The sequence below is a fragment of the Burkholderia anthinoferrum genome, from assembly GCF_002925705.1.
Taxonomy (GTDB): domain Bacteria; phylum Pseudomonadota; class Gammaproteobacteria; order Burkholderiales; family Burkholderiaceae; genus Burkholderia; species Burkholderia semiarida.
Map to the genome: position 1 here is coordinate 51,803 of NZ_LFZP01000003.1, position 22,804 is coordinate 74,606.

Genomic DNA, 22,804 nt, shown 5'->3' on the forward strand with positions numbered 1-22,804 from the left:
CGAATCACAGAGCAAGATCCAGGGCGCGACGGCATGTGCCGATGGCTAGAGTAGGCACCATCTACACTAGAGAGTGCGAGGTTCAGATGAAAACCGCCTATCCGACCGACGATGCCCGCTGGGGCGCCGTGACCGAGCGCGATCCGCACGCGGACGGCGCGTTCTTCTATGGCGTCAGCACGACCGGCGTGTTCTGTCGCCCGACCTGCGCGTCGCGGCAGCCACGCCGCGAGAACGTGTCCTTTTTCACCGATCCGGCGGCCGCGCGCGCGGCCGGTTTCCGGCCCTGCAAGCGTTGCCAGCCGGAAGGGCTGCCGCGCGAGCTGGAAATCGTCAATCGCGCGTGCGCGGTGCTCGACGCGCACGCCGAGCGGCTCACGCTGCAGCAGTTGAGCGACGCCGTGCACGTGAGCCCGTTCCACCTGCAGCGGCTCTTCAAGCGCGTGGTCGGCGTGTCGCCGCGGCAGTACCAGGCCGCGCAGCGCGGCGCCGCGCTGCGGCAGGCGCTCCAAGACGGCCAGCCGGTCACGCAGGCGGCCGTCGACGCGGGGTTCAACTCGCCGTCGCGGCTCTATGCGTCGGTGTCGCGCGAGCTCGGGATGGCGCCGTCCGCGTTTCGCCGCCAGGGCGCCGGCCTGCGGATCGACTACGCGACCGCGTCGACGTCGCTCGGCACGGTGCTCGTCGCCGCGACCGAACAGGGCATCTGCCGGATCGCGTTCGGCGACGACGCGGCGTCGCTCGTCGTCGAGCTGAAGAGCGCGTTCGCGCGGGCCGAACTCGTCGAATCGTCGGCCCGGCTCGCGCCGTTCGTCGCGCAGATCCGCGCGTATCTCGACGGCACGCGGCACGCGTTCGACCTGCCGCTCGACATCGCGCCGACCGCGTTCCAGCAGCGCGTGTGGGAAGCGCTGACGCATATCCCGTACGGCGAAACGCGCAGCTATTCGGAGATCGCCGAGGCGCTCGGCTCGCCGCGCGCGGTACGGGCGGTCGCGTCCGCGTGCGCGTCGAATCCGGTTGCGCTCGCGATCCCGTGCCACCGCGTCGTGCAAAAGGGCGGCGTGCTCGCCGGCTATCGCTGGGGCGTACGCCGCAAGGCGACGCTGCTCGCGGCCGAGGCGCGCCATGTTCACAACGATGAAGCCAAAGCCGAGACGGAGGGCAGTGCGGTTTGAGCATCGACACGATAACGATCACGTCTGTCGCGAACGGCGGCCCGGTGCCGCCGTCCGCGCAGATGGAACTGCGCTACAAGGCGCCGTACGACTGGGCGCGCGTGCTGCGCTTCTTCAGCGGGCGCGCGATTCCGGGCGTCGAGCAGGTGGCCGGCGGCGCGTATCGCCGCATCGTCGATCTGCACGGCGAGGCCGGCCGGCTCACCGTCACGAAGCACCCGCGCAAGCACTGCCTGATCGCGACCGTCGAAGGGGCGGTCGCGCGTCACGTCGACGACGCATTCGCCGCACGTGTCGCGACGATGTTCGACCTCGGCGCCGATCCGGCCGCGATCGGCGGCGGGCTCGCGCGCGATCCATGGTTCGCGCCGCTCGTCGAGGCCGCGCCGGGCTTGCGCGTGCCGGGCGCATGGTCGGGGTTCGAGCTGGCCGTGCGCGCGATCGTCGGCCAGCAGGTGAGCGTGAAGGCCGCGACGACGATCGTCGGCCGGCTCGTCGAACGGGCCGGCGAACGCGTGATTCATGAAGGCGACGGCGCGCCCGCGTGGCGTTTCCCGACGCCCGACGCGCTGGCCGCGTGCGATCTCGACAAGATCGGGATGCCCGGCAAGCGCGTGGCGGCGCTGACCGGCGTGGCGCGCGCGGTGGCGGCCGGCGACGTGCCGGTCGATCGCGCCCATGCCGATCTCGCGACGCTGCGCCGCGCGTGGCTCGATCTGCCCGGCATCGGCCCGTGGACCGTCGAATACATCGCGATGCGCGCGTGGCGCGACCCCGATGCGTGGCCGGCATCCGATCTGGTGCTGATGCAGTCGATCGCCGCGCGCGACCCGGCGCTCGACCGGCTCACCAGCCAGAAGCGCCGCACCGAAGGCTGGCGGCCATGGCGCGCGTATGCGGCGCTGCATCTGTGGAACGAAGTGGCCGACCGGGCGGGCGGCGCGCGCGGCGGGTAACTGCGGCGGCCGGCCGGGTGCGACCGCCAGCAGGCAGTGCCGCAACCCGTTGCGCACGCGATGCCGGCATGCGGCGAGTGCAGGCGTGACGCGGCCCGTCATGGCGATGCCACGCATTCGGCGCCGCCCCGATGCTGCGCGTGCGATGTCCGCGCACGCGTCGCTTCCCGATCCATTCAGCGGCATGGTTGCACCCGCGCGCCACGCGTTCGCCGTTCACGGTCCGTCAGACGAATTCCGCTGACCGGCGTGCCGACCGGCGTTGTCCGGAACCGGCGATGGAGGCCGGGACTGGCGCGTCCGGCCCGTCCGGTGGCCCGCTCAGGCCCGTGCGCCGGACCCGGCGCCACCTCAAGCGCGGGTTCCGGCGAGATGTTAAAGTGCCCGCTACCAACGAAGCGACCAACAATCCAGCCGGCCGCGCGCGGCGTTCTGCGCGCGGCCGTCACGCACTTGCGTCTCCATGTCGAACACCATGACTTACCGCCAGTCCGAACTGCTGCTGAAACGCCTCGACGCGCTGAGCTCGGGCCCGACGCGGCAGCATCTGCCCGACGGCCTGCGCGGCATCGAGAAGGAAAGCCTGCGCGTGACGCGCGACGGGATGATCGCGTTCACGCCGCATCCGCGCGCGCTCGGTTCGGCGCTCACGCATCCGGCGCTGACGACCGACTATTCCGAAGCGCTGATCGAACTGATCACGCCCGCGGAGCGCGACGCCGCGCTCACGCTCGAACGCCTCGACGATCTGCATCGCTACGTGTATGCGTCGCTCGGTGACGAGATCCTGTGGAACGACTCGATGCCGGGCCTGCTGCCGGCCGACGACCAGATCCCGATCGCCGACTACGGCACGTCGAACATCGGTCGCCTGAAGACGGTGTACCGGCGCGGCCTCGCGTATCGCTACGGCCGCACGATGCAGTGCATCGCCGGCATCCACTACAACTACTCGCTGCACGAGGAAGTGTGGCGGCGCCTGCATGCGGAAGAGGAATCCACGGCGACGCTCGTCGATTACCAGTCGGAACGCTATCTCGCGCAGATCCGCAACTTCCGCCGCCGCAGCTGGCTGCTGATGTACCTGTTCGGCGCGTCGCCGGTGCTCGACACGAAGTTCCTGCGCGGCAAGCCGCACAAGCTCGACACGTTCGACGCCGATACGCTGTACCGGCCGTATGCGACGAGCCTGCGGATGAGCGATCTCGGCTACTCGAATACGACGGCCCAGGCCGCGCTGCACGTCGACTACAACACGCTGCCCGGCTATCTCGACGCGCTGTCGAAGGCCGTCAGCGAGCCGTATCCGGCGTACGAGGCGATCGGCACGCATCGCGACGGCGAGTGGATCCAGATCAACACGAACGTGCTGCAGATCGAGAACGAGTTCTACTCGACGATCCGGCCGAAGCGCGTCACGTATTCGGGCGAGCGGCCGCTGCATGCGCTCGCGTCGCGCGGCGTGCAGTACATCGAAGTGCGCTGCCTCGACATCGATCCGTTCGAACCGACCGGCATCGCGCTGGAGACCGCGCGCTTCATCGATGCGTTCCTGCTCGCGTGCGCGCTCGACGAAAGCGCGCCGCTTGATTGCGACGCGTACAAGGAAGCGAACGCGAACTTCGGCAGCGTGACGCTGGACGGCCGCAAGCCGGGGCTCACGCTGACGCGCGACGGCCAGTCGGTCACGCTGCAGCAGTGGGCCGACGAGCTGATGGCCGATATCGAGGTCGTCGGTCGCCGGCTCGACGAAATCCGCGGCGGCGACGCGCATGCGCGCGCGATTGCCGCGCAGCGCGAGAAGCTCGCCGATCCGGAGCGCACCCCATCCGCGCGCGTGCTGCGCACGATGCGCGAGAACGGCCAGTCGTTCCTCGCGTTCGCGCTCGCGCAGAGCGAAGCGCATGCCGCGCATTTCCGCGCGCGCCCGCCGTCGGCCGAGACGCTGCGTACCGAGCAGGCGCTCGCCGCGAAGTCGCTCGCCGAGCAGGCCGAGCTCGAAGCGAAGGAGGCCGGATCGTTCGACGCATTCGTCGCCGCCTATCGCGCCTATACGCTGAACCGCTTCAGCGTGTGACGATCGCGCACGCGGCCGGCGCAGAATGCTGCGCCACGCCGCGATGCGACGGCCATCCGGTTCCATCGGCGATCAGTGATGGGCGTACGTGCCGCGATCGACCACGTGCGGCAGCGCCGGCTTGCCCGATTCCGTGCGGGCCCGGGCAGCGCCGCCGTAACCGGCCACGTCGCCTTCACCGCGCGCCTGCGCGGCACGCTGCAGGATCGCCTGCATGTTGCCCGGAAAGTCGGGACTGCTTGCGAGGCTCGCCCGGTAGCCGGCAGCCTGCAGCTCCACGAGTTCCTGGCGGACCTGCGCGCGCGTGAGCGTCGACGCGGCTTGCGCGTGAGCGGCGAACGCCGCGCCGATCAGCACGAATGCGCATGCCGCGTGTTTCATCGTCTTCATCGTGTGTGCTCCGTGAGGTTCCGGCGCCGCGCCATCGCCGGCGCGGCCGGAAACGATGCAGCCAGTCTAGGGTCCGGATGCCCAACGAAACATCGTCGCGGCTGGCAGTCACCTTTTCCGGTCGCGCAACATTGCGCGCACCGGTGAGCCGGCCGCGACGGGTTTCCTGTCGAGCGCGACAGCGGCGCGCCATCTGCCGGCCATCGTGCGGCGGGCCGCCCGCATCGGGCTTCTCCCCCTTGTACAAGCGTGCCGCGCCTCCTAACCTCTTTTAAGCGACCGATCGGTTGGCCGCGCAACGTCGTTGCGCATGCAAGCGCCCGATCGCGGCCGTGACTGCAGGACATCGCCTTGTACCGAACCCGGCGCATCGACATGCGAATTCGGGTCGACTCTGGAGACACGATGAATCCCACCGACGCCCTACCGCCCGGCATCGTCTTCGCGCAACCGTTGACGCCCGTCGCGCACTCGCTGCTCCTGTCGTTTCTCGTCGCCGTGATCCCGATCGCGGTCGCGCTGATCGCGCTCGGCGTGCTGCGCCGCCCCGCGTGGCAGGCGTCGCTCGCGGGGCTCGTCGCGGGCCTCGCGGTCGCGATCGGCGCGTGGGGGATGCCGGCCGGCCTCGCGTTCAACGCGGTCGGCGCCGGCATGGCGCTCGCGGTCGTGCCGGTGATGTGGATCGTCTTCAACGCGCTGCTGCTGTACAACATCGCGGTGAAGTCGGGCCGCTTCGATCAGTTCCGGCAGTGGATGCTCGACAACCTGCCCGACGACCGCCGCCTCGTGCTGCTCGTCGTCGCGTTCTCGTTCGGCTGTCTGCTCGAAGGGATTTCCGGCTTCGGCACGCCGGTCGCGATCACGAGCGCGCTCCTGATCGCGCTCGGCTTCCCCGCGCTCGAAGCGCTCACCTATACGCTGCTGTTCAACACGGCGCCGGTCGCGTTCGGCGCGCTCGGCGTGCCGATCACCGTGCTCGGCGCGGTCACGTCGCTGCCGCCCGCGACGCTCGCGCAGATGGTCGGCCGCCAGTTGCCGTTCTTCGCGCTGCTGCTGCCGTTCTACGTGGTCGGCGCGTATGGCGGGCTGCGCTCGATCTCGAAGCTGTGGCCGGCGCTGCTCGTGTCCGGCGGCAGTTTCGCGCTTGCGCAGTTCGTCACGTCGAACTACCTCGGCTACCAGCTCACGGACGTGCTGTCGTCGCTCTCGTCGCTGATCGTGACGATCGGCTTCCTGCAGGTGTGGAAGCCGCAGCCCGATCCGCAATACGCGCTCGCGCGCAGCGTGCCGGCCGCCGCCGGCGCCGCGCGCGCGGGCTTCGGCGGCTGGCTGCCGTGGCTCGTCGTGTCGGTGGTCGTGATCGTGTGGGTGCACGCGAACATCGCGGCGATCGGCGACGTGAAAATCAAGTGGCCGGGCCTGCACAACGCCGTGTACGTGTCGCTGTACCACAAGCCGTATGCGGCGATCTGGGATTTCCAGCCGCTCGGCACCGGCACCGCGATCCTCGTGTCGGCGATCATCACGGCCGCGCTGACGCGCACCGGCCCCGGCGCGTTCGTCGAATGCGTGGTGAAGACGTGGCGGCAAACGTGGATCGCGATCGTCACGGTGATGATGATCGTCGGGCTCGCGTACCTGCTGAACTACTCGGGCATCAGCTACACGCTCGGCACCGGCGTCGCGTCGACGGGCGCGCTGTTCCCGCTGGTGTCCGCGTCGCTCGGCTGGATCGCCGTGTTCCTGTCCGGCAGCGACACGTCGGGCAACGCGCTGTTCGGCAACCTGCAGGTCGTCGCCGCACGGCAGCTCGGCCTCGATCCGGTGCTGATGGCCGCGACCAATTCGTCGGGCGGCGTGATGGGCAAGATGATCTCGCCGCAGAACATCGCGACGGGTGTGTCGACGACGGACCTGAAAGGGCAGGAGGGCGTCGTGTTCGCCCGCACCTTCTGGCACAGCGTGATTCTCACGCTGTTGCTCGGCGTGCTGGTGTTCCTGCAGCAGCACGTGCTGACATGGATGATTCCGGCGCTGCCGAAGTGACGCACGGCGCCGCGACAGAAGGAAGGCACGAGGAAAACAACGAGGGAAGGCGCGGGAAAAGCGCCACGTACCATGCGGGAACGGCGAGCGCGCGGCGGCTCAGCGCGCGTTCGCCCGCCGCGTACCGCACGGCGGCGGCGTGCCGGTTGCAGGTTGGTTGCGCTCCGGCGCGCAGGATGGGCTTTTGGCGACTGAAAACTGTGGACAATATGCCGGGGCGACGGTATACAACGATCATTCGCCGATACGGCGCCCCCGTTTTCACCGACAGCTCCGCCGCCTGCCCGACCATGACTGCCCCGAACGCGCTCAGCGCCATCGAACTCCTGCAAAGCCAGTCGCTCGCGATGATCGTTCAGGACATGCTCGAGCGCGCGATCGTCTCCGGCGAATACGCGCCCGGCGAAAAGCTCAACGAAGTCGATATCGCGACGAAGCTGAACGTGTCGCGCGGCCCGGTGCGCGAAGCGTTCCGCGCGCTCGAACAGGCCGGCCTGCTGCGCAACGAGAAGAACCGCGGCGTGACCGTGCGCGTCGTGCCGCTGCGCGAGGCCGAGGAGATCTACGAAGTGCGCGCGATGCTCGACGAGTCGGTCGCGCGCGCGCTGGCGAAGCGCATCTCGCCCGACACGCTGAAGGTGCTGAAGGGCATCGTCCAGTCGATGAAGGACGCCGCGAAGGCGCACGACGTCACGCGTTATACCGAGCTGAACGTGCAGTTCCACGACGCGATGGTGGTCGGCGTCGGCAATACGCATCTCGTCGATACCTACCGGCGGCTCGTGCGCCAGCTCGGCCTGCTGCGCCAGGCGGCGATCGAGGCCGAGGAGGATGCGATCGCGGTGTCGGCGGCCGAGCACGACAGGATCGTCCAGGCGCTCGCGGCCGGCGACGAGGAAAAGGCCGTCGCGCTCGTGCGCGAGCACGTCGCGCATGGTCTCGCCCGGATGCGCCGCATGCATGAGCAGGGGTTGCCCGCGACGGGCAAGGCGGCGCGGGAGAAGGCGGGCGCGTGAATTGCCGCGTTAGCGGTTACCGCACATTGACGACGCACGGAGTGGGCCAACTGAATCACGGTCTTCGATAGAGATGCCGGCTGGCGCATCCCCGTTGCAGGGCAGAGCCCGACGGCCAGCTCTGCGCAGGACATCGATGATGTTCGTCCGAATGCGATGATCGCTCGCCGCCGATCATTGGCCGCGCTGCTTATCAAAGAAGTCGTCGAGTACCCAACCCGTTCCGGATTCGCAGCGCACTTGCGTGTACGCGTAAATCTTCGCAGCCCGATCCGTCACCGGGACGCAGGATTCGCCTTTCCTGACCGTGAAGATCGGATGCGTTCTGTCGTCGTTTGGCTCGGCGAAGGCTGGCATGTCACGAAGTGCCGCCCATTTCTCGTCTTTATATTTCGAGCACGCACCGATCATCATCGTGAGCGCGACAACTAGCAGCAGGCGTGTCATTTTTTCGGATACCGTCGGATTCCAATCAGGCGTTTCGAATGGCGCAGACCGGTCATCAAATCCGCAGGCGCTATGATACTCGGGAGTTGCCATCTCGGGTCGTGAGCCAGAATTCCCGCTTTGCCAAGTACTTCGGCTATGTTCGAGGAGCAATTGTTGTCGACGAGAGAGTATGGTTTGTTTTCGTGTAGCCGGCGTTTTATCTCGGAAACGATGATCCTTTTCTCATCCCTGGATGTATGAAGGAGATAGCCGATCGTATCGCGTTGCATCTTGGTCTGCTGGCGATTTAAGTAGTTCAGGATGCTATCTACGTCCCATCCCGGGTGCGCTCGGCCATATACGACCCCATCGACTGCAATCGCGACATGTCCGAACTGCGACCCTCTCGAGACGGATCGGGAATCGCTAATCAAGATTTCAATGGTTGTTGATGAGTGCATGAAAGAAAAGGCGGGATTCTATTTTTCGGATTGTTTGAATCCTATCATGCTGTTTTTGATAATAAAATCGAGATAATGAAATGACAAAAATAAAGCGTATGGATTGGTGCGCCGTTTTATAAGTTTTATTTTAGCTGGGACATGTCTTGTCGATGCGTGATTGTCCTCATGGGGGATTTTGCGTTTCGAAACAAAAGCGGCGCCTGGAATCGGACTTTTTCTATTAGCGGGATTTCCCCACCTGTTGTTCGGTCGATGTGCGGATTCGACAGAGGCTGGCGACATGATGGTGCCGGGGAGCCGCCGGCCTCTCCCGTTTCTCGCCGCATTCGCCCCGCCCGTTACGCCTTGTCCGCCTTCCCCGCCGCACTCGCCAACTTCGCGAGCCACGTATCGACGACCGACGGCTGCCGGTTCTCGTCTTCCGCGCGCTCCTTGCGGCGGATCGCATTGCGCACGACATGCGCGCCGACATAGCGAATCGGCTCCGGCGGAAACCGGCCGAGCGGGCCGCGCACGAGCGGGCTGCGCGTCCACGCGTTGTCGAGGCCGAGCACGAGCGACGACAGGATCTGCCCGCCCATGTAGGTCGGCCCGACGCCGTTGCCCGAATAGCCGAAGCCGTAGAACACGTTCGGCGCGTCGTCGAGGCGGCCGAAGAACGGGAAGCCCGTTACCGAGCGGTCCGACGGCCCGTTCCAGCTTGCGGTGATCGGCACGCCCGCAAGCGACGGAAAAAATGCGCGCAGGCTCTGCGTGAGCTGCGCCTCGTACGGCGAGCGCCGGTCGAACACGGGCGCGATGCGGCTGCGCCACGAGAACGTGTTGCCGCCCTTGCCGAGCATCAGCCGCCCGTCGGCCGTCGTGCGGTAGTAGTAGACGAAGATCCGCGAATCGAGCACCGACACGCCGTCCACGAGCCCCGTCCGCTCCAGCAATGCCGGGCATTTCTCGGTCATCACCATGTCGCTCGACACGACCGCGATCGTGCGTTCGAACTGCGGGAAGCGGCTCGCCATCCACGCGTTGATCGCGAAGACCAGCTTGCCTGCGTGCACGCTGCCGGACGGCGTCTGCACGGCGGCCGGCTGCCCCGGCGTGAAGTCGACGAGCGGCGTGCGCTCGTAGATCCGGATGCCCATATCGAGCGCGACGCGGCGCAGGCCGCGCACGAGCTTGCCGGGATGCACGGTCGCGGCGATCGGCGAGTACACGCCGTCGAGATTGCGTGCGGAGCCCGAGCGGCGCGCGACTTCGGCGGGCGGCAGATGTTCGTAGCTGTGGATGCCGCACGCGGCGAGCGCGTCGAGCACCGGCGCGAGCGTGCCGACCTGCGCGCGCGACGTCGCGGTGTACAGCGTGCCGTCGAGCCGCAGTTCCGCATCGATGCCGTGCGTGCGGCAGAAGTCGGCGATGTGCTGGACGGCCGCTTCCGACGCCCTCACGAGCCGGATCGCCTCGGCTTCGCCGAACAGGCGCCGCAGCGTCAGGAATTTCGCGGACCACGTGAGCAGGCAGCCGCCGTTGCGGCCGCTCGCGCCGGCGCCGCACAGGTCGGCTTCGAGGATCGCGATATCGAGCGCGGGGTTGTGCCGCTTCGCCTGGATCGCGGTCCAGAGGCCCGTGAAGCCGCCGCCGACGATGCACACGGCGGCCTGCGTCGCACCTTGCAGCGCGGGGGCGAGATCGCCGTCGTTGAACAGTGCTTGTTCGATCCAGAAGGGGCGCATCGGAGCATTCGTCGATAAAGGGCCGTGCGGCGCACAGCCGGAAAAACGGGCGGCCGCATGCGTATGCGGTCGGTACGTCGCGTCACATCGTCATGCAGCCGCTTCGGCCGATAGGCGGCTGCGGCGCACATCCATCGCCTTCAGCGTGTCGGCGATCGCCGCGACAGCGCGCGGAATCGCGGCTTCGCCGACGCGACCGATGCAGCCGACGCGGAGCGTCTGCACCTTCGGTCCGCTTGCCCGGATACGGAATGTAGTCGCCCTTTTTGACCTCCTGATAACACCGCTTGAAGTCGTCATTCGGATCGTCCGGGCGCCATCGCCTTGCTTCCTGCTTTTTGCATGTTGTTGACAATCTACAAATCGTCCATTTTAATGTCAAGCATCGAAACACCCCTTCGGCGCGGCTCGGGCGCCGACGGCTCACAGCTTCGACAGGAAAAGGAATGAACGTCATGACTGAAACGCCCGTCTCCGTGGAAGTGAACGGCCGTCGCTACAACTGGATGAGCCGGCCCGTGGTGGTCGTCTGCGTCGATGGCTGCGCGTATGAATATCTGGAAGAGGCCGCCGAGGCGGGCGTCGCGCCGTTCCTGCGCACGCTGCTGAAGCCCGGCACGGCACTGAAGGGCGAATGCGTGGTGCCGAGCTTCACGAACCCGAACAACCTGTCGATCGTGACCGGCGTGCCGCCGGCGATCCACGGGATCAGCGGCAACTACTTCTACGATCGCGACACCGGCGCCGAGGTGCTGATGAACGATCCGAAGTACCTCGTCGCGTCCACCGTGCTCGCGGCCTTCGCCGAGCGGGGCGCGCGCGTCGCGGTCGTCACCGCGAAGGACAAGCTGCGCCGTCTGCTCGGCAAGGGGCTGAAGGGCATCTGCTTCTCGTCGGAAAAGGCCGACGAAGCGAGCGTCGAGGAAAACGGCATCGACAACGTGCTGGAGCTGGTCGGCAAGCCGGTGCCGAGCGTGTACAGCGCGGCGCTGTCGGAATTCGTGTTCGCGGCCGGCGTGCGCCTGCTCGAGACGCGCCCGATCGACCTGATGTACCTGTCGACCACCGACTACGTGCAGCACAAGTGCGCGCCAGGCACGGAAGGCGCGAACGCGTTCTACGCGATGATGGACACGTACCTGAAGCGCCTCGACGAGCTCGGCGCGATCGTCGCGATCACCGCCGATCACGGGATGAACGCGAAGCACGACGACGCGACCGGCGAGCCGAACGTCGTCTACCTGCAGGAACTGTTCGACGAATGGCTCGGCCACGATGCGGCGCGCGTGATCCTGCCGATCACCGATCCGTACGTCGTGCACCATGGTGCGCTCGGTTCGTTCGCGACCGTCTATGTGCCGGCAACGGCCGATGCCGAAGCGCTGCGCGCGCGGCTCGCCGCGGTCGACGGCATCGACGTCGTGCTGACGGGCGCCGAAGGCTGCGCGCGCTTCGAGCTGCCGCCCGCGCGGATGGGCGACCTGATCGTGATCTCCAGGCAGGACGTCGTGCTCGGCACGCGCCGCATCAAGCACGATCTGTCCGGCCTCGACGTGCCGTTGCGCTCGCACGGCGGGATCTCCGAGCAGATCGTGCCACTGATCTTCAGCAAGCCGGTCGCGACCGACGTCGCGGGCCGCGCGCGGCTGCGCAACTTCGACATCATCGATATCGCGCTCAACCATCTGCAGTGATGCACGCGCATCCGTGGGGAGATACAGGCATGAACGCCTTTGCAGCATCGACGGCGGTGCGCGAGATTCGTCGCGAGGCACTGCGAATCGACGGCGAGCGGATTCAGCGGGATGCGGTGATCGACGTGCGCAACCCGTACGACGGCGCACTGGTCGGCACCGTGCCGAAGGCGACGCTCGACGACGTGCGCCGCGCATTCGCGGTCGCGCGTGCGTACCGGCCGACGCTCACGCGCCACGATCGCGCGGCGATCCTGCGCCGCGCGGCCGACATCGTGCGTGCTCGCACCGCGGAGATCGCGGCGCTGATCACGGCCGAGGCCGGTTTGTGCATCAAGGATTCGACGTACGAAGCGGGCCGCGTGGCCGACGTGCTGACGTTCGGCGCCGGCGAAGTGCTGAAGGACGACGGGCAGATCTTCTCGTGCGATCTGACGCCGCACGGCAAGAAGCGCCGCGTGTACACGCAGCGCGACCCGCTGCTCGGCGTGATTTCGGCGATCACGCCGTTCAACCACCCGATGAACCAGGTCGCGCACAAGGTCGTGCCGTCGGTCGCGACCAACAACCGGATCGTCGTGAAGCCGTCGGAGAAGGTGCCGCTGTCGTGCTACCTGTTCGCGGACATCCTGTACGAAGCCGGCTTGCCGCCGCAGATGCTGCAGGTGATCACCGGCGACCCGAAGGACATTGCGGACGAATTGATCACGAACCCGGCGATCGACCTGATCACGTTCACCGGCGGCGTGTCGATCGGCAAATCGATCGCCGCGCGGATGGGCTATCGGCGCGCGGTGCTCGAACTCGGCGGCAACGATCCGATCATCGTGATGGAAGACGCTGATCTCGACGAGGCGAGCACGCTCGCGGTGTCGGGCTCGTACAGGAATTCGGGGCAGCGCTGCACGGCGATCAAGCGGATGCTCGTGCACGAGGCAGTGGCCGATCGCTTCACGGAACTCGTCGTCGAGAAGACGCGCGCATGGTCGTACGGCAACCCGTCCGATCCGTCGGTCGACATGGGCACCGTGATCGACGAAGCGGCCGCGCGGTTCTGCGAGCAGCAGGTGAACGACGCGATCGCGCGCGGTGCGCGGCTGCTGGTCGGCAACGTGCGCGACGGCGCGCTGTATTCGCCGACCGTCGTCGATCGCGTGACGCCCGACATGCCGCTGGTCAAGCATGAAACCTTCGGGCCGGTGTCGCCGATCCTGCGCTTTCGCGACATCGACGAAGCGATCCGGATGTCGAACAGCACCGACTACGCGCTGTCGTCGTCGGTGTGCACGAACCGCTTCGACCACATCACGCGCTTCATCACCGAGCTCGAAGTCGGCAGCGTGAACGTGCGCGAGGTGCCCGGCTATCGGCTCGAGCTGACGCCGTTCGGCGGCGTGAAGGATTCGGGGCTCGGATACAAGGAGGGTGTGCAGGAAGCGATGAAGAGCTTCACGAACACGAAGACGTATTCGTTGCCATGGTAAGCGACGTGTAAGGGGCCCGGGCCGGCATGGCAGCTGGTGCGGGCGTTATTCGATCGGCTCATATCGTTAGCCGATTTGCGTTTTTGCCGGGCCTTCCCGCATCGGTAGAATTCGCGGACCTCTCGAACGGCGCAGGCGTGCCGGCGGGATGATTCTCTCCAATCATTCGGGGTCCGCACCATGAAATTCCTCCGCTCCATCCTGGTCGTCGCGCTGCTGCAGGCCGCCGCGGCCACCAGCGCGCTGGCTGCCGACGACCTGTCGCAGATCAAGTCGGCCGGCGTGTTCCGCATCGGTACCGAAGGCACCTACGCGCCGTTCACGTACCACGACGAGACGGGCAAGCTGACGGGCTTCGACGTCGACATCGCGACCGCGATCGCGCAGCGTCTCGGCGTGAAGCCGCAGTTCGTCGAAGGCAAATGGGACGGGCTGATCGCGGGTCTCGACGTGAACCGCTACGACGCGGTCGTGAACGAAGTGTCGATCACCGACGCGCGCAAGGCGAAATACGATTTCTCGACGCCGTACATCACGTCGCACGCGGTGCTGATCGTGCGCGCGGACAACACGACGATCCGCTCGTTCGACGACCTGAAGGGCAAGAAATCCGCGAACACGCTGACCAGCAATTTCGGCAAGCTCGCGGCCGCGCACGGCGCCGACGTGGTGCCCGTGCAGGGCTTCAACGAATCGATCGACCTGCTGACGTCCGGACGCGTCGATGCGACGATCAACGATTCGCTGTCGTACCTCGATTTCCGCAAGCACAAGCCCGACGCGAAACTGAAGATCGCGGCGACCGACACGAGCGGCGCGGGCGACGCGTCCGGCGTGCTGCTGCGCAAGGGCAGCCCCGCGCTGGTGGCCGCGATCGACAAGGCGCTCGCGGACATCAAGGCGGACGGCACCTACGCGAAGATCTCGCAGAAGTACTTCGGCCGCGACGTGTCGCAGCCGTGACGCGAGGCTGAACGATGCCGGCCTGGCTGCACCTGATGGCGGAATCGCTGCGCCCCCTGCTCGTTGCAGGGCTCGTGTTTACGGTTCCGCTCACGCTCGCGTCGTTCGCGATCGGCCTTTTGCTCGCGTTCGGCGCAGCGCTCGCGCGGCTGTTCGGGCCGCGCTGGGCGCAGGCCGTCGTGCGTTTCTATATCTGGCTGTTCCGCGGCTCGCCGTTGCTCGTGCAGTTGTTCGTGATCTTCTACGGGCTACCGAGCGTCGGCATCGTGCTCGATCCGCTGACGGCCGCCGTGATCGGCTTCTCGCTGAACGTCGGCGCGTACAACGCGGAAGTGATTCGCGGCGTGATCGAATCGATCCCCAAGGGGCAATGGGAGGCCGCGTACTCGATGTCGATGACGCGCGCGCAGGCGCTGCGCCGCGCGATCCTGCCGCAGGCCGCGCGCGTCGCGCTGCCCGCGCTGTCGAATTCGTTCATTTCGCTCGTGAAGGACACGTCGCTCGCGGCCGTGCTGACGGTACCCGAGATCTTCCAGGCCGCGCAGCGCATCGCGGCCGTGACCTACGAGCCGCTGATTCTCTATACCGAAGCCGCGCTGATCTATCTGCTGTTCAGCTCGGTGCTGTCCACGCTGCAACGTCGCCTCGAAACCCGCTTCGGCCGGCATGCGCTGTTCCACGCGGAGTTGCGATGATCCGTCTCGAGCGCATCGACAAGTCGTTTGGCTCGCATCGCGTGTTGAGCGGAATCGACCTCGCATTGCAGCCGGGGAGCGTAACGGCGCTGATCGGCCCGTCCGGCAGCGGCAAGAGCACGCTGCTGCGCTGCGTGAACCTGCTCGAAGTGCCGGAGGCGGGCGCGCTCGCGGTCGGCGATGCGCGCATCGCATTCGTGCCGGGGCGCCGGCCGTCGCGCGACGCGGTATTCGCGGTGCGCAGGCAGACCGGCATGGTGTTCCAGAACTTCCAGTTGTTTCCGCACCTGAGCGTCGTGCAGAACGTGATGGAGGGGCTCGTGACCGTGCAGCGCTGGCCGCGCGAGCAGGCGCGCCAGCGGGCGCTCGCGCTGCTCGACAAGGTGGGCATCGCGGGCAAGGCCGACGCATGGCCGGCCACGCTATCGGGCGGACAGCAGCAGCGCGTGGCGATCGCGCGCGCGCTCGCGCCGTCTCCGCAGGTGCTGCTGTGCGACGAGCCGACATCGGCGCTCGATCCGGAACTGTCCGTCGAAGTGGTCGAGGTGCTGCGCCAGCTCGCGCGGGAAGGCACGACGATGCTGATGGCCACGCACGACCTGCGCCTGGCCGCGTCGATCGCGCATGATGCGGTGTTCCTCGCCGATGGCCGCATCGTCGAAGCCGGCGCGTCGCGCGACCTGTTCGGCCGGCCGCGCGACCCGCGTACCGCGAAGTTCGTCGCGACGCTCGCGCAAGGCGTGCCGGTGTTCTGACGACGCGACGCGAGGTGGCTGGCGGTCAGCGTGGCGCGTGCGCGTCGAGCACCGCGGCGACGATCGCCTCCGGCGCATCTTCCTGAACCAGATGGCCCGCGTGCGGGACGCGGATCAGCTTGCCGTTCGCGACGCGATCGGCGAGCGCCTGCCCTTGCTCGAGCGGAATCCATGCGTCGTCCTCGCCCCACACGATGCGCACCGGAAAGTCCGGCGGCGCGTAGCGGGCTTCCGCTTCCTCGATGTAGCGCTGGCGCATCTGTGCGATCTGACGGTAGAACGCGGCCTGGCCGGCCGGCGTGAGCCACGGTGCACGGTAGATCGACAGTGCTTCGTCGCTCAGCGGTCGTGCGACCGCCTGGCCGATATAGGCCGACACGAGCGCACGGTGCGCGTACGCGGGCAGGCCGGTGAACGCGGCTTCGTGCTGCGCGACGTGACGCACGAACGGCGACCCTTGCGGCGCGATCGCGACCGGGTTCACGAGCGTGAGATCCGCATACGCGATGCCGTCGAGGAAGTGCGCGCGCAGCACCGTGGCGCCGCCGTAGTCGTGCGCGAGCACACGCGGCCGCGCGAGTGTCCATTCGTTCAGCAGTGCGCCGAACAGCGCGTTCTGGCGGCCGAGCGACACGTCCGCGTCCGGCATGTCGGACTGGCCGTAGCCGAGCAGGTCGTAGACATACACGCGATGGCGCCGCGCGAGCCACGGCGCGATCCGGCGCCATACCTGCGACGAAAACGGCGTGCCGTGCACGAGCACGAGCGGCGGGCCTTCGCCGAGCGTGCCCCATGCAATCCGGTGGCCTTCGAAATTGAAGCGGTTCGGGAGTTCGAGCATCGGCTTCTCCGTGCTAACCTGTTTTGGTTGTTAACAGGTTACGCCGGATTTTCCGGATATGAAACCGATAGGTGCAAATAAATGGTTACTCGATCCGACCCGGCACGGCACGGGCACGAATGGCGCGCGGCCGATTTCGTCGGCGGCCATCCGGCGCTCGACTTCCTCAACACGGTGGCCGACACGGGCAAGACGCGCGACGAGGACAAACTCGTCGACTGGCCGGCCGTGCGTGCGTGGGCCGGGAAAGCGGGGTTGCTGGCGCCCGACGATCTGGCGCGGCTGCTGCGTCATCCGCGCCAGGATGGCCCCGAGGAGCTGGCGGCGCTGCACCGCTTTCGCGACGACGCGTACGCCGCGATCGTGCACCTGACGGCCGCGGGCGGCGGCGGCGCGGGCGCGCGCGCTGCCGAGCGGCTTGCGCTGGCGATCCGCGAGGCGATCGGGCGGAGTGCGTTCGATGCGGTTGGCGGCCGCTTCGCGTGGCGACCGGACGCGCGCGCTGCGTCGCGCTGGATCGATGCGGCTGCGCTCGGTTTCGAGGATCTGATGCGCAGCGACGATTTCGCGCGCGTGCGGCAATGCGGCCGGTGTACGTGGTTCTTCGTCGATCGCGGCCGCGGCGTCGGGCGGCGGTGGTGCGACATGCGCACGTGCGGGAACCGCGCGAAGGTGGAGGCGTTCAGGGAGCGGTGACGCGCGGCGCGGCGGTTGCCGCACCGCGCCGCGCGTGGGTCATCGAGCGGCCTCGGCTTCGTGCGGCCGATGGTCGGGCCATAACGTCGCGGCGGCGAACAGCCCGGCCGCCAGGAATGGCGCGCCGATCGCGAACAGGATGGCCGTGAGGCCCCAGCGATCCCAGAAGCGATCGACGAGCGCACGCTCGGGCGTGACGGGATCGTACAGCACGTCGACCGCATCGCCTTTGTGGAGGCCCGGAGGCGACGCCGCGGAGCCCTGGGCGAATGTGATCAGCCGCCCGCTGTCGGTCGTGAACGCGACGATGGCCGAATACAGCGACGTGCGCGACCGCGACGGCCGCCCGTTTTTCGCGATCTCGACCACATGGCCGGTCGAACGCGCATAGTGGTGGACGATTTGCCACTGACGCAGCCCGGCCGCGCCGGCGCCGGCGAGGAAACCCGTGCCGATCGCGATCGGAATCAGCGCGATCGCGACATCCCAGCGGCGCCGTGCCGGCTTGCGTTCGACGTGGCGCGGCGCCGGGCCCGACTGCCGGCGGCGTCGCTCGCCCGCGAGCAGCAGGCCGCCGATGGCGAACGACGCGACGGCGAGCAGCGCCGGCACGGCCACCGGAAGCCAGCGTTGCGCAAAATCGTCGATCAGCGCGGGGCGCTCCGGGTGGTCGGGGTCGAGCAGGATGTCGACGTTCTCGCCGATGTCGTACGCGGGCACCGCGGATGCAGTATTGCCGGCGACTTCGCGGCGCCGGCCGTCGTTCGCGAGATACGCGACGATCGGCCGGTACGCGCGCATTGCATCGCTGTCCTGGACGATGCGCACGACCGTGCCCGGCGCGCGGACCAGGCGGTCGGGTTCCCGGCCGGCCGTGACGGCGAGCACGCCGGCCAGCACGAACAGCACGACACCGATCATCAGTGCGACCAGCGCGTCCTTACCCGGCATGACGCGATCCGGTTCTGGCGTCGCGCGGATCGGGGCCGGCCCGGGTGAGCGGCCCATCGCGACGGACAGGCCGATATCGGCGCAACCATGCCCTCTGAATGGTCGCGTCTCGTTCACATGCTTCCATGTCTGACGTCCCATGTTCTCTCAGTGCCGGCGGGCAAATGACGAACCCCGCGCCGGTCGTGTGATATTTGTCGGACGATTCTAGCGGAAACGATGCGCGACGGGCGTGCGGCGGCGTACCGCGAAAGGCGCGCGCTGCGAATACGGCGCGCCAAAACGGAAAAGGCCGGTCAGCTTTCGCTAACCGGCCTTTGAAATTCCTGGTGGGGCGTGAGTGACTCGAACACTCGACCTACGGATTAAGAGTCCGCTGCTCTACCAACTGAGCTAACGCCCCCAACAGAAGAAAGATTATGCCGGGGTTTTCGGGACATGGCAAGCCCTTTCTGCGAATTTCCCGAAAATATTTCGTCACGCCGGCGGCGGTTGCCGGCGCAGTAACGAGCGGTCGCAGTTTGCGCGCTCCCGGTATGATGACGCCACACGCGTTGCGCGGCGGTCGCGCAACGTTTTCTGGACATTCGAAGATGGACGAAAACGCAGTCCGCGAATTGCTGGATCGCCTGCTGGCCCCGTGGGTCCGCTCGCTGGGTCTGGTCCCCGTGTCGATCGGCGACGACAGCGTCACGTTGCGCCTGCCGTTTTCCGGCGAGTTCCGCCATTCGGGCGGCGTGATCTGCGGCCAGGTGTTCACGGCGGCCGCCGACACCGCGATGGTGGTCGCGATCTCGGCTGCGCTCGGCGAATTCCGGCCGATGACGACGGTGTCGCTGAACACGAACTTCATGCGTCCCGTGCGCAAGGGCGACGTGCTCGTCACCGCGCGCGTGCTGCGGATGGGGCGCAACCTCGTGTTCGGCGAAGTCGAGCTGTTCGACGAGGACGGCAAAATGGCCGTCCACGCGACGTCGACCTACGCGCTCCTCAGTTGAGCGGCGCGATGTTCGACCAGATCGTCTTTGCGGGCGGCGGCAATCGGTGCTGGTGGCAGGCCGGCTTCTGGGACGTCGCGCAGCCGGCCCTCGGCCTGCGCCCGCGGGTGATCACCGGCATCTCGGCCGGCGCGGCGACCGCCTGCATGCTGTATACACGCGACGCCGCATGGGTGATGCGCTATTACGAGGAGGCGCTGCGCCACAACCGGAAGAATGCGTACTGGGGCAACCTGTTCGGGCGTGAGCCGGTGTTTCCGCATTACCGGATCTATCGTCAGGCGCTGCTCGACATCTACGGCGAGCCGTTCGCGAAGCTCGCCGCGGCGCCGGAAATCCGCATCGGCGTGTCGCACGTGCCGCGCTGGCTCGGTGCGCGCAGCGCAGTCGCGGCCGGCCTCGTCGCGTACAACATCGAGAAGTACGTGCGCAAGACGCTGCACCCGACGCTCGGGCGCACGCTCGGCTTTCGGCCCGAATTCGTGCGCGCGCAGGCCTGCGCGCACGTCGACGAACTCGCCGACCTGATCCTCCAGTCGTCCTGCACGCCGCCGTTCACGCCGGTGCTGCGGCGCGGCGGCCGGCCGGTGCTCGACGGCGGGATGGTCGACAACGTGCCGGTCGATGCGCTCGATCCGTCTCCGGGCGACGTGCTGGTGCTCGTCACGCGGCTGTATCCGCGTCCGCAGATGTTCACGGTCGCGCATGGCGACCAGCGGCGGCTGTACGTGCAGCCGTCGAGCAAGGTGCCGATTTCGAGCTGGGATTACACGAGCCCGTCGCAGATGCGGCATGCGTACGATCTCGGGCGGCGCGACGGCGAGCACTTCCTCACGCGCGTCGACGCGATGACGGGCGGCCGCGTGGCCGCCTGACGGCGGGAATCGGGCAACGGGGCCACGCGACGCGCGCGGCCCGCGCGATCAGCGCTTGCGGATCGGCGTCAGCGCTTCGGGGTTGGCGACGCTCGACATGTCGCCGTCGTCGAACGCGAGAATGTTGCGGAATGCGGCACTGAAATACAGTTCGTAGCTTTCGCGTTCGACGTAGCCGATGTGCGGCGTGCAGATCACGTTTTCCATCCGCAGCAGGCTGTAGCCCTGCAGGATCGGCTCGCTTTCGAACACGTCGATCGCGACCATCCCCGGCCGGTTGTGCGACAGCGCGTTGACGAGCGCGTTTTCCTCGAGCAGCTCGGCGCGGCTCGTGTTGACGAGCAGCGACGTCGGCTTCATCCGCATCAGGTCTTCCTGCTTCACGATCCCGCGCGTGTCGTCGTGCAGGCGCAGATGCAGCGACAGCACGTCGCTCTGCTCGAACAGCGCTTCGCGGCTCTCGGCGGCCGTGTAGCCGTCGGCGCGCGCGGCCTCGAGCGAATGCTCGCGGCCCCAGATCAGCACGTTCATCCCGAACGCCTTGCCGTAACCGGCGACGAGCCGGCCGATCTTGCCGTAGCCCCAGATGCCGAGCGTCTGGCCGCGCAGCACCTGGCCGAGGCCGAAGTTCGGCGGCAGCGCCGACGTCTTCAGGCCCGACTGCTGCCAGGCGCCCTGCTTCAGGTTCGCGACGTACTGCGGAATGCGGCGCTGGGCGGCCATCACGAGCGCCCAGGTCAGCTCGGCCGGCGCGACGGGCGAACCGGTGCCTTCGAGCACCGCGATGCCGCGGTCGGTACACGCGTCGAGATCGATGTGGCTCGACACGCGGCCGGTCTGGCTGATCATGCGCAGGTTCGGCAGCTTCGAGAGCAACTGCGAGGTAATCGGGGTCCGTTCACGAATCAGCACGAGCGCCTCGACTTCCGCCAGACGGCTGGCGAGCTGTCCCAAGCCGCGCACCGTATTGTTGAAGACCTTTACGTCGTGGCCGGCGAGCATCTCGAAGCAGTTCAGTTTGCGGACGGCGTCCTGGTAGTCGTCGAGGATGGCAATTTTCATGGTGAACGGGGTGTCGCGCGTTGAAAGCGGGCACGGGCGGCGGCGCATCTTGCGCACCTGTTCCGCCCGGCCGGGGCCGACATGATGCTACGCCGGCCGCCTTCGTGGGGTCTTTTTAACAGGTTGTTACGCTCCGCCGCAATGGGCGCCAGCCACCCCCGGCACTGCTCGCGCGCCGTGCGCAAGGGTGCGCTGTTGTGTCGCATCAAACACGTCCTTCCTGATTCGGCCGTTTACTCGACGAGGTTCACCCAATTGTTGCTCGCAGCAGAATAATTGGATCAACTATCCGCGGAAGGCGAGGATTTTTGACTATTTTTATCGTCAACCGGCCCGTTGTTGAGCAACTCTGCATCATTTCCGCTGTCGTAGGAGAATTACGCATTTGCTTCATCTTTTTGAAGTTGTAACAGCGGCAGGAGTCGTTTATGGATCATTTGCAGTCGATGCGCGTGTTCGTCAAGGTTGCAGATCTCGGCAGTTTCGCGCGGGCCGCGAGCGCAATGGATATCTCCAACGCGGTCGCGACGCGCCATGTCGCCGATCTGGAAGGCCGGCTCGGCACGCGTTTGCTTAACCGCACCACGCGCAGCCTCTCCCTGACGGAGTCGGGTCAGGTCTATCTGGAGCGTGCCCGCCAGATCCTCGACGAGCTCGAGGACGTCGAGCAGATGGTCGTCGCGCGCAATCACGAGCCGGTCGGCACGCTGCGCATCGTGGCGCCGGTCGTGTTCGGCCTGCACAACCTCGCCCCCGTACTGCAGTCGTACACGGAGAATTTCCCGAAGGTGGTGCCGGATCTCACGCTGGTCGACCGGCAGGTCGATCTCGTCGAGGAAGGCTTCGACGTCGGCATCGTCGTCACGCGCCAGATGCGCAGCGCGAGCATCGTCACGCGGCGCCTGACCACCGGCTGCATGACCGTGTGCGCGACGCCCAGCTATCTGGAGAAGCACGGCGTGCCGACGCATCCGGAACAACTCGCCGAACACCCGGCGCTGAGCCTGCCGACCGAATACTGGGGCGACGAGCGCGTGTTCACGGGGCCGGACGGCGAAGTGCGCGTGCGCCCGACCAACGTGATCGTCGCGAACAACACGGCGATGCTGCGCCAGTTCGCGTTGCTCGGGATGGGCGTCGCGATCCTGCCGAGCTACCTGATCGGCAGCGACATCGCGCGCGGCGCGCTCGTGCGGCTGCTGCCGGATTTCCGGCTGCCGCAGGTCGAGATCAACATCGCCTACCCGAGCCGGCGCCATCTGCCGGCGAAGGTGCGTACGTTCATCGATCATCTCGTCGAGCATTTCAGTCACTCGACCGACGCGACGATGGGCGAGCAATGGGCCGCGCAGGGCGCGACGCCGCCGCCGATCGGCGTCGAGATGCGTGCCGAGCAGCCCGAGACGACCGATCCGAACCTGCAACCGCGTCTTGCGCGCTCGCCGCGCACGCGCGTGGCGATGCCGTCGCCGCTGTAACGGCCCGGCGCCCGCCCGGTAGCAAGACG

Annotated in this window: 20 protein-coding genes, 1 tRNA gene and 1 pseudogene; 14 read left to right on the plus strand and 8 right to left on the minus strand. The window is 67.3% G+C overall.

Translation table 11 applies throughout. From position 1 onward, the window contains the following. Positions 1-86: 86 nt before the first annotated feature. From ada to gshA, 3 genes are all read left to right on the plus strand, one after another. The gene (ada, locus tag C5F75_RS01490; RefSeq protein WP_099316939.1) at positions 87-1,178 is read left to right on the plus strand and encodes a bifunctional DNA-binding transcriptional regulator/O6-methylguanine-DNA methyltransferase Ada; all 1,092 of its coding nucleotides are present in this window, start codon (positions 87-89) and stop codon (positions 1,176-1,178) included. Then, positions 1,175-2,134, plus strand: a complete 960-nt coding sequence (locus C5F75_RS01495) for a DNA-3-methyladenine glycosylase family protein (RefSeq protein ID WP_060010883.1) — start codon at positions 1,175-1,177, stop codon at positions 2,132-2,134. Before ada ends, C5F75_RS01495 begins: the two co-directional genes overlap by 4 nt. 463 nt (positions 2,135-2,597) lie before the next feature. Then, positions 2,598-4,211, plus strand: coding sequence for a glutamate--cysteine ligase (gene gshA / locus C5F75_RS01505; protein WP_060010885.1), 1,614 nt, complete (start codon positions 2,598-2,600; stop codon positions 4,209-4,211). 72 nt (positions 4,212-4,283) lie between these two features. On the opposite strand, the gene C5F75_RS01510 is transcribed toward gshA, so the two are convergent. Then, positions 4,284-4,601, minus strand: a complete 318-nt coding sequence (locus C5F75_RS01510) for a DUF4148 domain-containing protein (RefSeq protein WP_060010887.1) — start codon at positions 4,599-4,601, stop codon at positions 4,284-4,286. Positions 4,602-5,006: 405 nt separating this feature from the next. On the opposite strand from C5F75_RS01510, the gene C5F75_RS01515 reads away from it, so the two are divergent. Both C5F75_RS01515 and C5F75_RS01520 read left to right on the plus strand, forming a co-directional pair. Further along, complete coding sequence (locus tag C5F75_RS01515; protein WP_059573592.1) at positions 5,007-6,647, plus strand: L-lactate permease; 1,641 nt, start codon at positions 5,007-5,009, stop codon at positions 6,645-6,647. 290 nt (positions 6,648-6,937) lie between these two features. After that, on the plus strand, positions 6,938-7,663 hold the full coding sequence (locus C5F75_RS01520) for a phosphonate utilization associated transcriptional regulator (protein ID WP_059573593.1): 726 nt from the start codon (positions 6,938-6,940) through the stop codon (positions 7,661-7,663). 174 nt (positions 7,664-7,837) lie between these two features. Here the strand turns inward: C5F75_RS01520 and C5F75_RS01525 are convergent, their stop codons facing one another. The 3 genes and pseudogenes from C5F75_RS01525 to C5F75_RS01535 all read right to left on the minus strand — a co-directional run. Then, on the minus strand, positions 7,838-8,203 hold the full coding sequence (locus C5F75_RS01525) for a hypothetical protein (protein ID WP_179231734.1): 366 nt from the start codon (positions 8,201-8,203) through the stop codon (positions 7,838-7,840). 691 nt (positions 8,204-8,894) lie between these two features. Further along, entirely contained in the window at positions 8,895-10,283 is a 1,389-nt protein-coding gene (locus C5F75_RS01530) for an FAD-dependent oxidoreductase (RefSeq protein WP_060010889.1), read from the minus strand. Positions 10,284-10,373: 90 nt separating this feature from the next. Then, positions 10,374-10,596, minus strand: a pseudogene (locus C5F75_RS01535) (2-aminoethylphosphonate--pyruvate transaminase); the annotation flags it as partial. Between the two features lie 142 nt (positions 10,597-10,738). Here C5F75_RS01535 and phnA point away from each other — a divergent pair. From phnA to C5F75_RS01560, 5 genes are all read left to right on the plus strand, one after another. After that, entirely contained in the window at positions 10,739-11,977 is a 1,239-nt protein-coding gene (gene phnA, locus C5F75_RS01540; protein ID WP_059573646.1) for a phosphonoacetate hydrolase, read from the plus strand. 29 nt (positions 11,978-12,006) lie between these two features. Continuing rightward, a complete protein-coding gene (gene phnY, locus C5F75_RS01545; protein WP_060010891.1) occupies positions 12,007-13,461 on the plus strand; it encodes a phosphonoacetaldehyde dehydrogenase in 1,455 nt (484 codons plus the stop codon). Positions 13,462-13,641: 180 nt separating this feature from the next. Then, positions 13,642-14,424 carry an amino acid ABC transporter substrate-binding protein gene (locus C5F75_RS01550; protein ID WP_060010892.1) on the plus strand — a complete coding sequence of 261 codons (783 nt, stop codon included), beginning with the start codon at positions 13,642-13,644 and terminating at the stop codon, positions 14,422-14,424. Positions 14,425-14,438: 14 nt separating this feature from the next. Then, complete coding sequence (locus tag C5F75_RS01555) at positions 14,439-15,119, plus strand: amino acid ABC transporter permease (RefSeq protein WP_059573598.1); 681 nt, start codon at positions 14,439-14,441, stop codon at positions 15,117-15,119. Beyond that, positions 15,116-15,874 (plus strand): amino acid ABC transporter ATP-binding protein, encoded by a 759-nt coding sequence (locus C5F75_RS01560; RefSeq protein WP_059573599.1) that lies wholly within the window; start codon positions 15,116-15,118, stop codon positions 15,872-15,874. Before C5F75_RS01555 ends, C5F75_RS01560 begins: the two co-directional genes overlap by 4 nt. A 25-nt stretch (positions 15,875-15,899) precedes the next feature. Here C5F75_RS01560 and C5F75_RS01565 read toward each other — a convergent pair whose 3' ends face one another. After that, positions 15,900-16,715, minus strand: coding sequence for an alpha/beta fold hydrolase (locus C5F75_RS01565; protein ID WP_059573600.1), 816 nt, complete (start codon positions 16,713-16,715; stop codon positions 15,900-15,902). A gap of 81 nt (positions 16,716-16,796) precedes the next feature. On the opposite strand from C5F75_RS01565, the gene C5F75_RS01570 reads away from it, so the two are divergent. Beyond that, positions 16,797-17,411 carry a CGNR zinc finger domain-containing protein gene (locus C5F75_RS01570; protein WP_060010894.1) on the plus strand — a complete coding sequence of 205 codons (615 nt, stop codon included), beginning with the start codon at positions 16,797-16,799 and terminating at the stop codon, positions 17,409-17,411. Between the two features lie 39 nt (positions 17,412-17,450). Here the strand turns inward: C5F75_RS01570 and C5F75_RS01575 are convergent, their stop codons facing one another. Both C5F75_RS01575 and C5F75_RS01580 read right to left on the minus strand, forming a co-directional pair. Continuing rightward, entirely contained in the window at positions 17,451-18,503 is a 1,053-nt protein-coding gene (locus C5F75_RS01575; protein ID WP_060010897.1) for a DUF3592 domain-containing protein, read from the minus strand. Positions 18,504-18,689: 186 nt separating this feature from the next. Next, positions 18,690-18,765: transfer RNA gene (locus C5F75_RS01580), tRNA-Lys, on the minus strand. Positions 18,766-18,955: 190 nt separating this feature from the next. Here C5F75_RS01580 and C5F75_RS01585 point away from each other — a divergent pair. Then, on the plus strand, positions 18,956-19,360 hold the full coding sequence (locus C5F75_RS01585; RefSeq protein WP_059573603.1) for a PaaI family thioesterase: 405 nt from the start codon (positions 18,956-18,958) through the stop codon (positions 19,358-19,360). Between the two features lie 8 nt (positions 19,361-19,368). Further along, positions 19,369-20,235, plus strand: coding sequence for a patatin-like phospholipase family protein (locus tag C5F75_RS01590; protein ID WP_059573647.1), 867 nt, complete (start codon positions 19,369-19,371; stop codon positions 20,233-20,235). A 48-nt stretch (positions 20,236-20,283) separates the two neighbouring features. Here C5F75_RS01590 and C5F75_RS01595 read toward each other — a convergent pair whose 3' ends face one another. After that, a complete protein-coding gene (locus C5F75_RS01595; protein ID WP_059573604.1) occupies positions 20,284-21,297 on the minus strand; it encodes a D-2-hydroxyacid dehydrogenase family protein in 1,014 nt (337 codons plus the stop codon). Positions 21,298-21,725: 428 nt separating this feature from the next. Between C5F75_RS01595 and C5F75_RS01600 the strand changes: the two genes are divergently transcribed. Beyond that, positions 21,726-22,775 carry a LysR family transcriptional regulator gene (locus C5F75_RS01600; RefSeq protein WP_059573605.1) on the plus strand — a complete coding sequence of 350 codons (1,050 nt, stop codon included), beginning with the start codon at positions 21,726-21,728 and terminating at the stop codon, positions 22,773-22,775. The last annotated feature ends 29 nt before the right edge of the window (positions 22,776-22,804 follow it).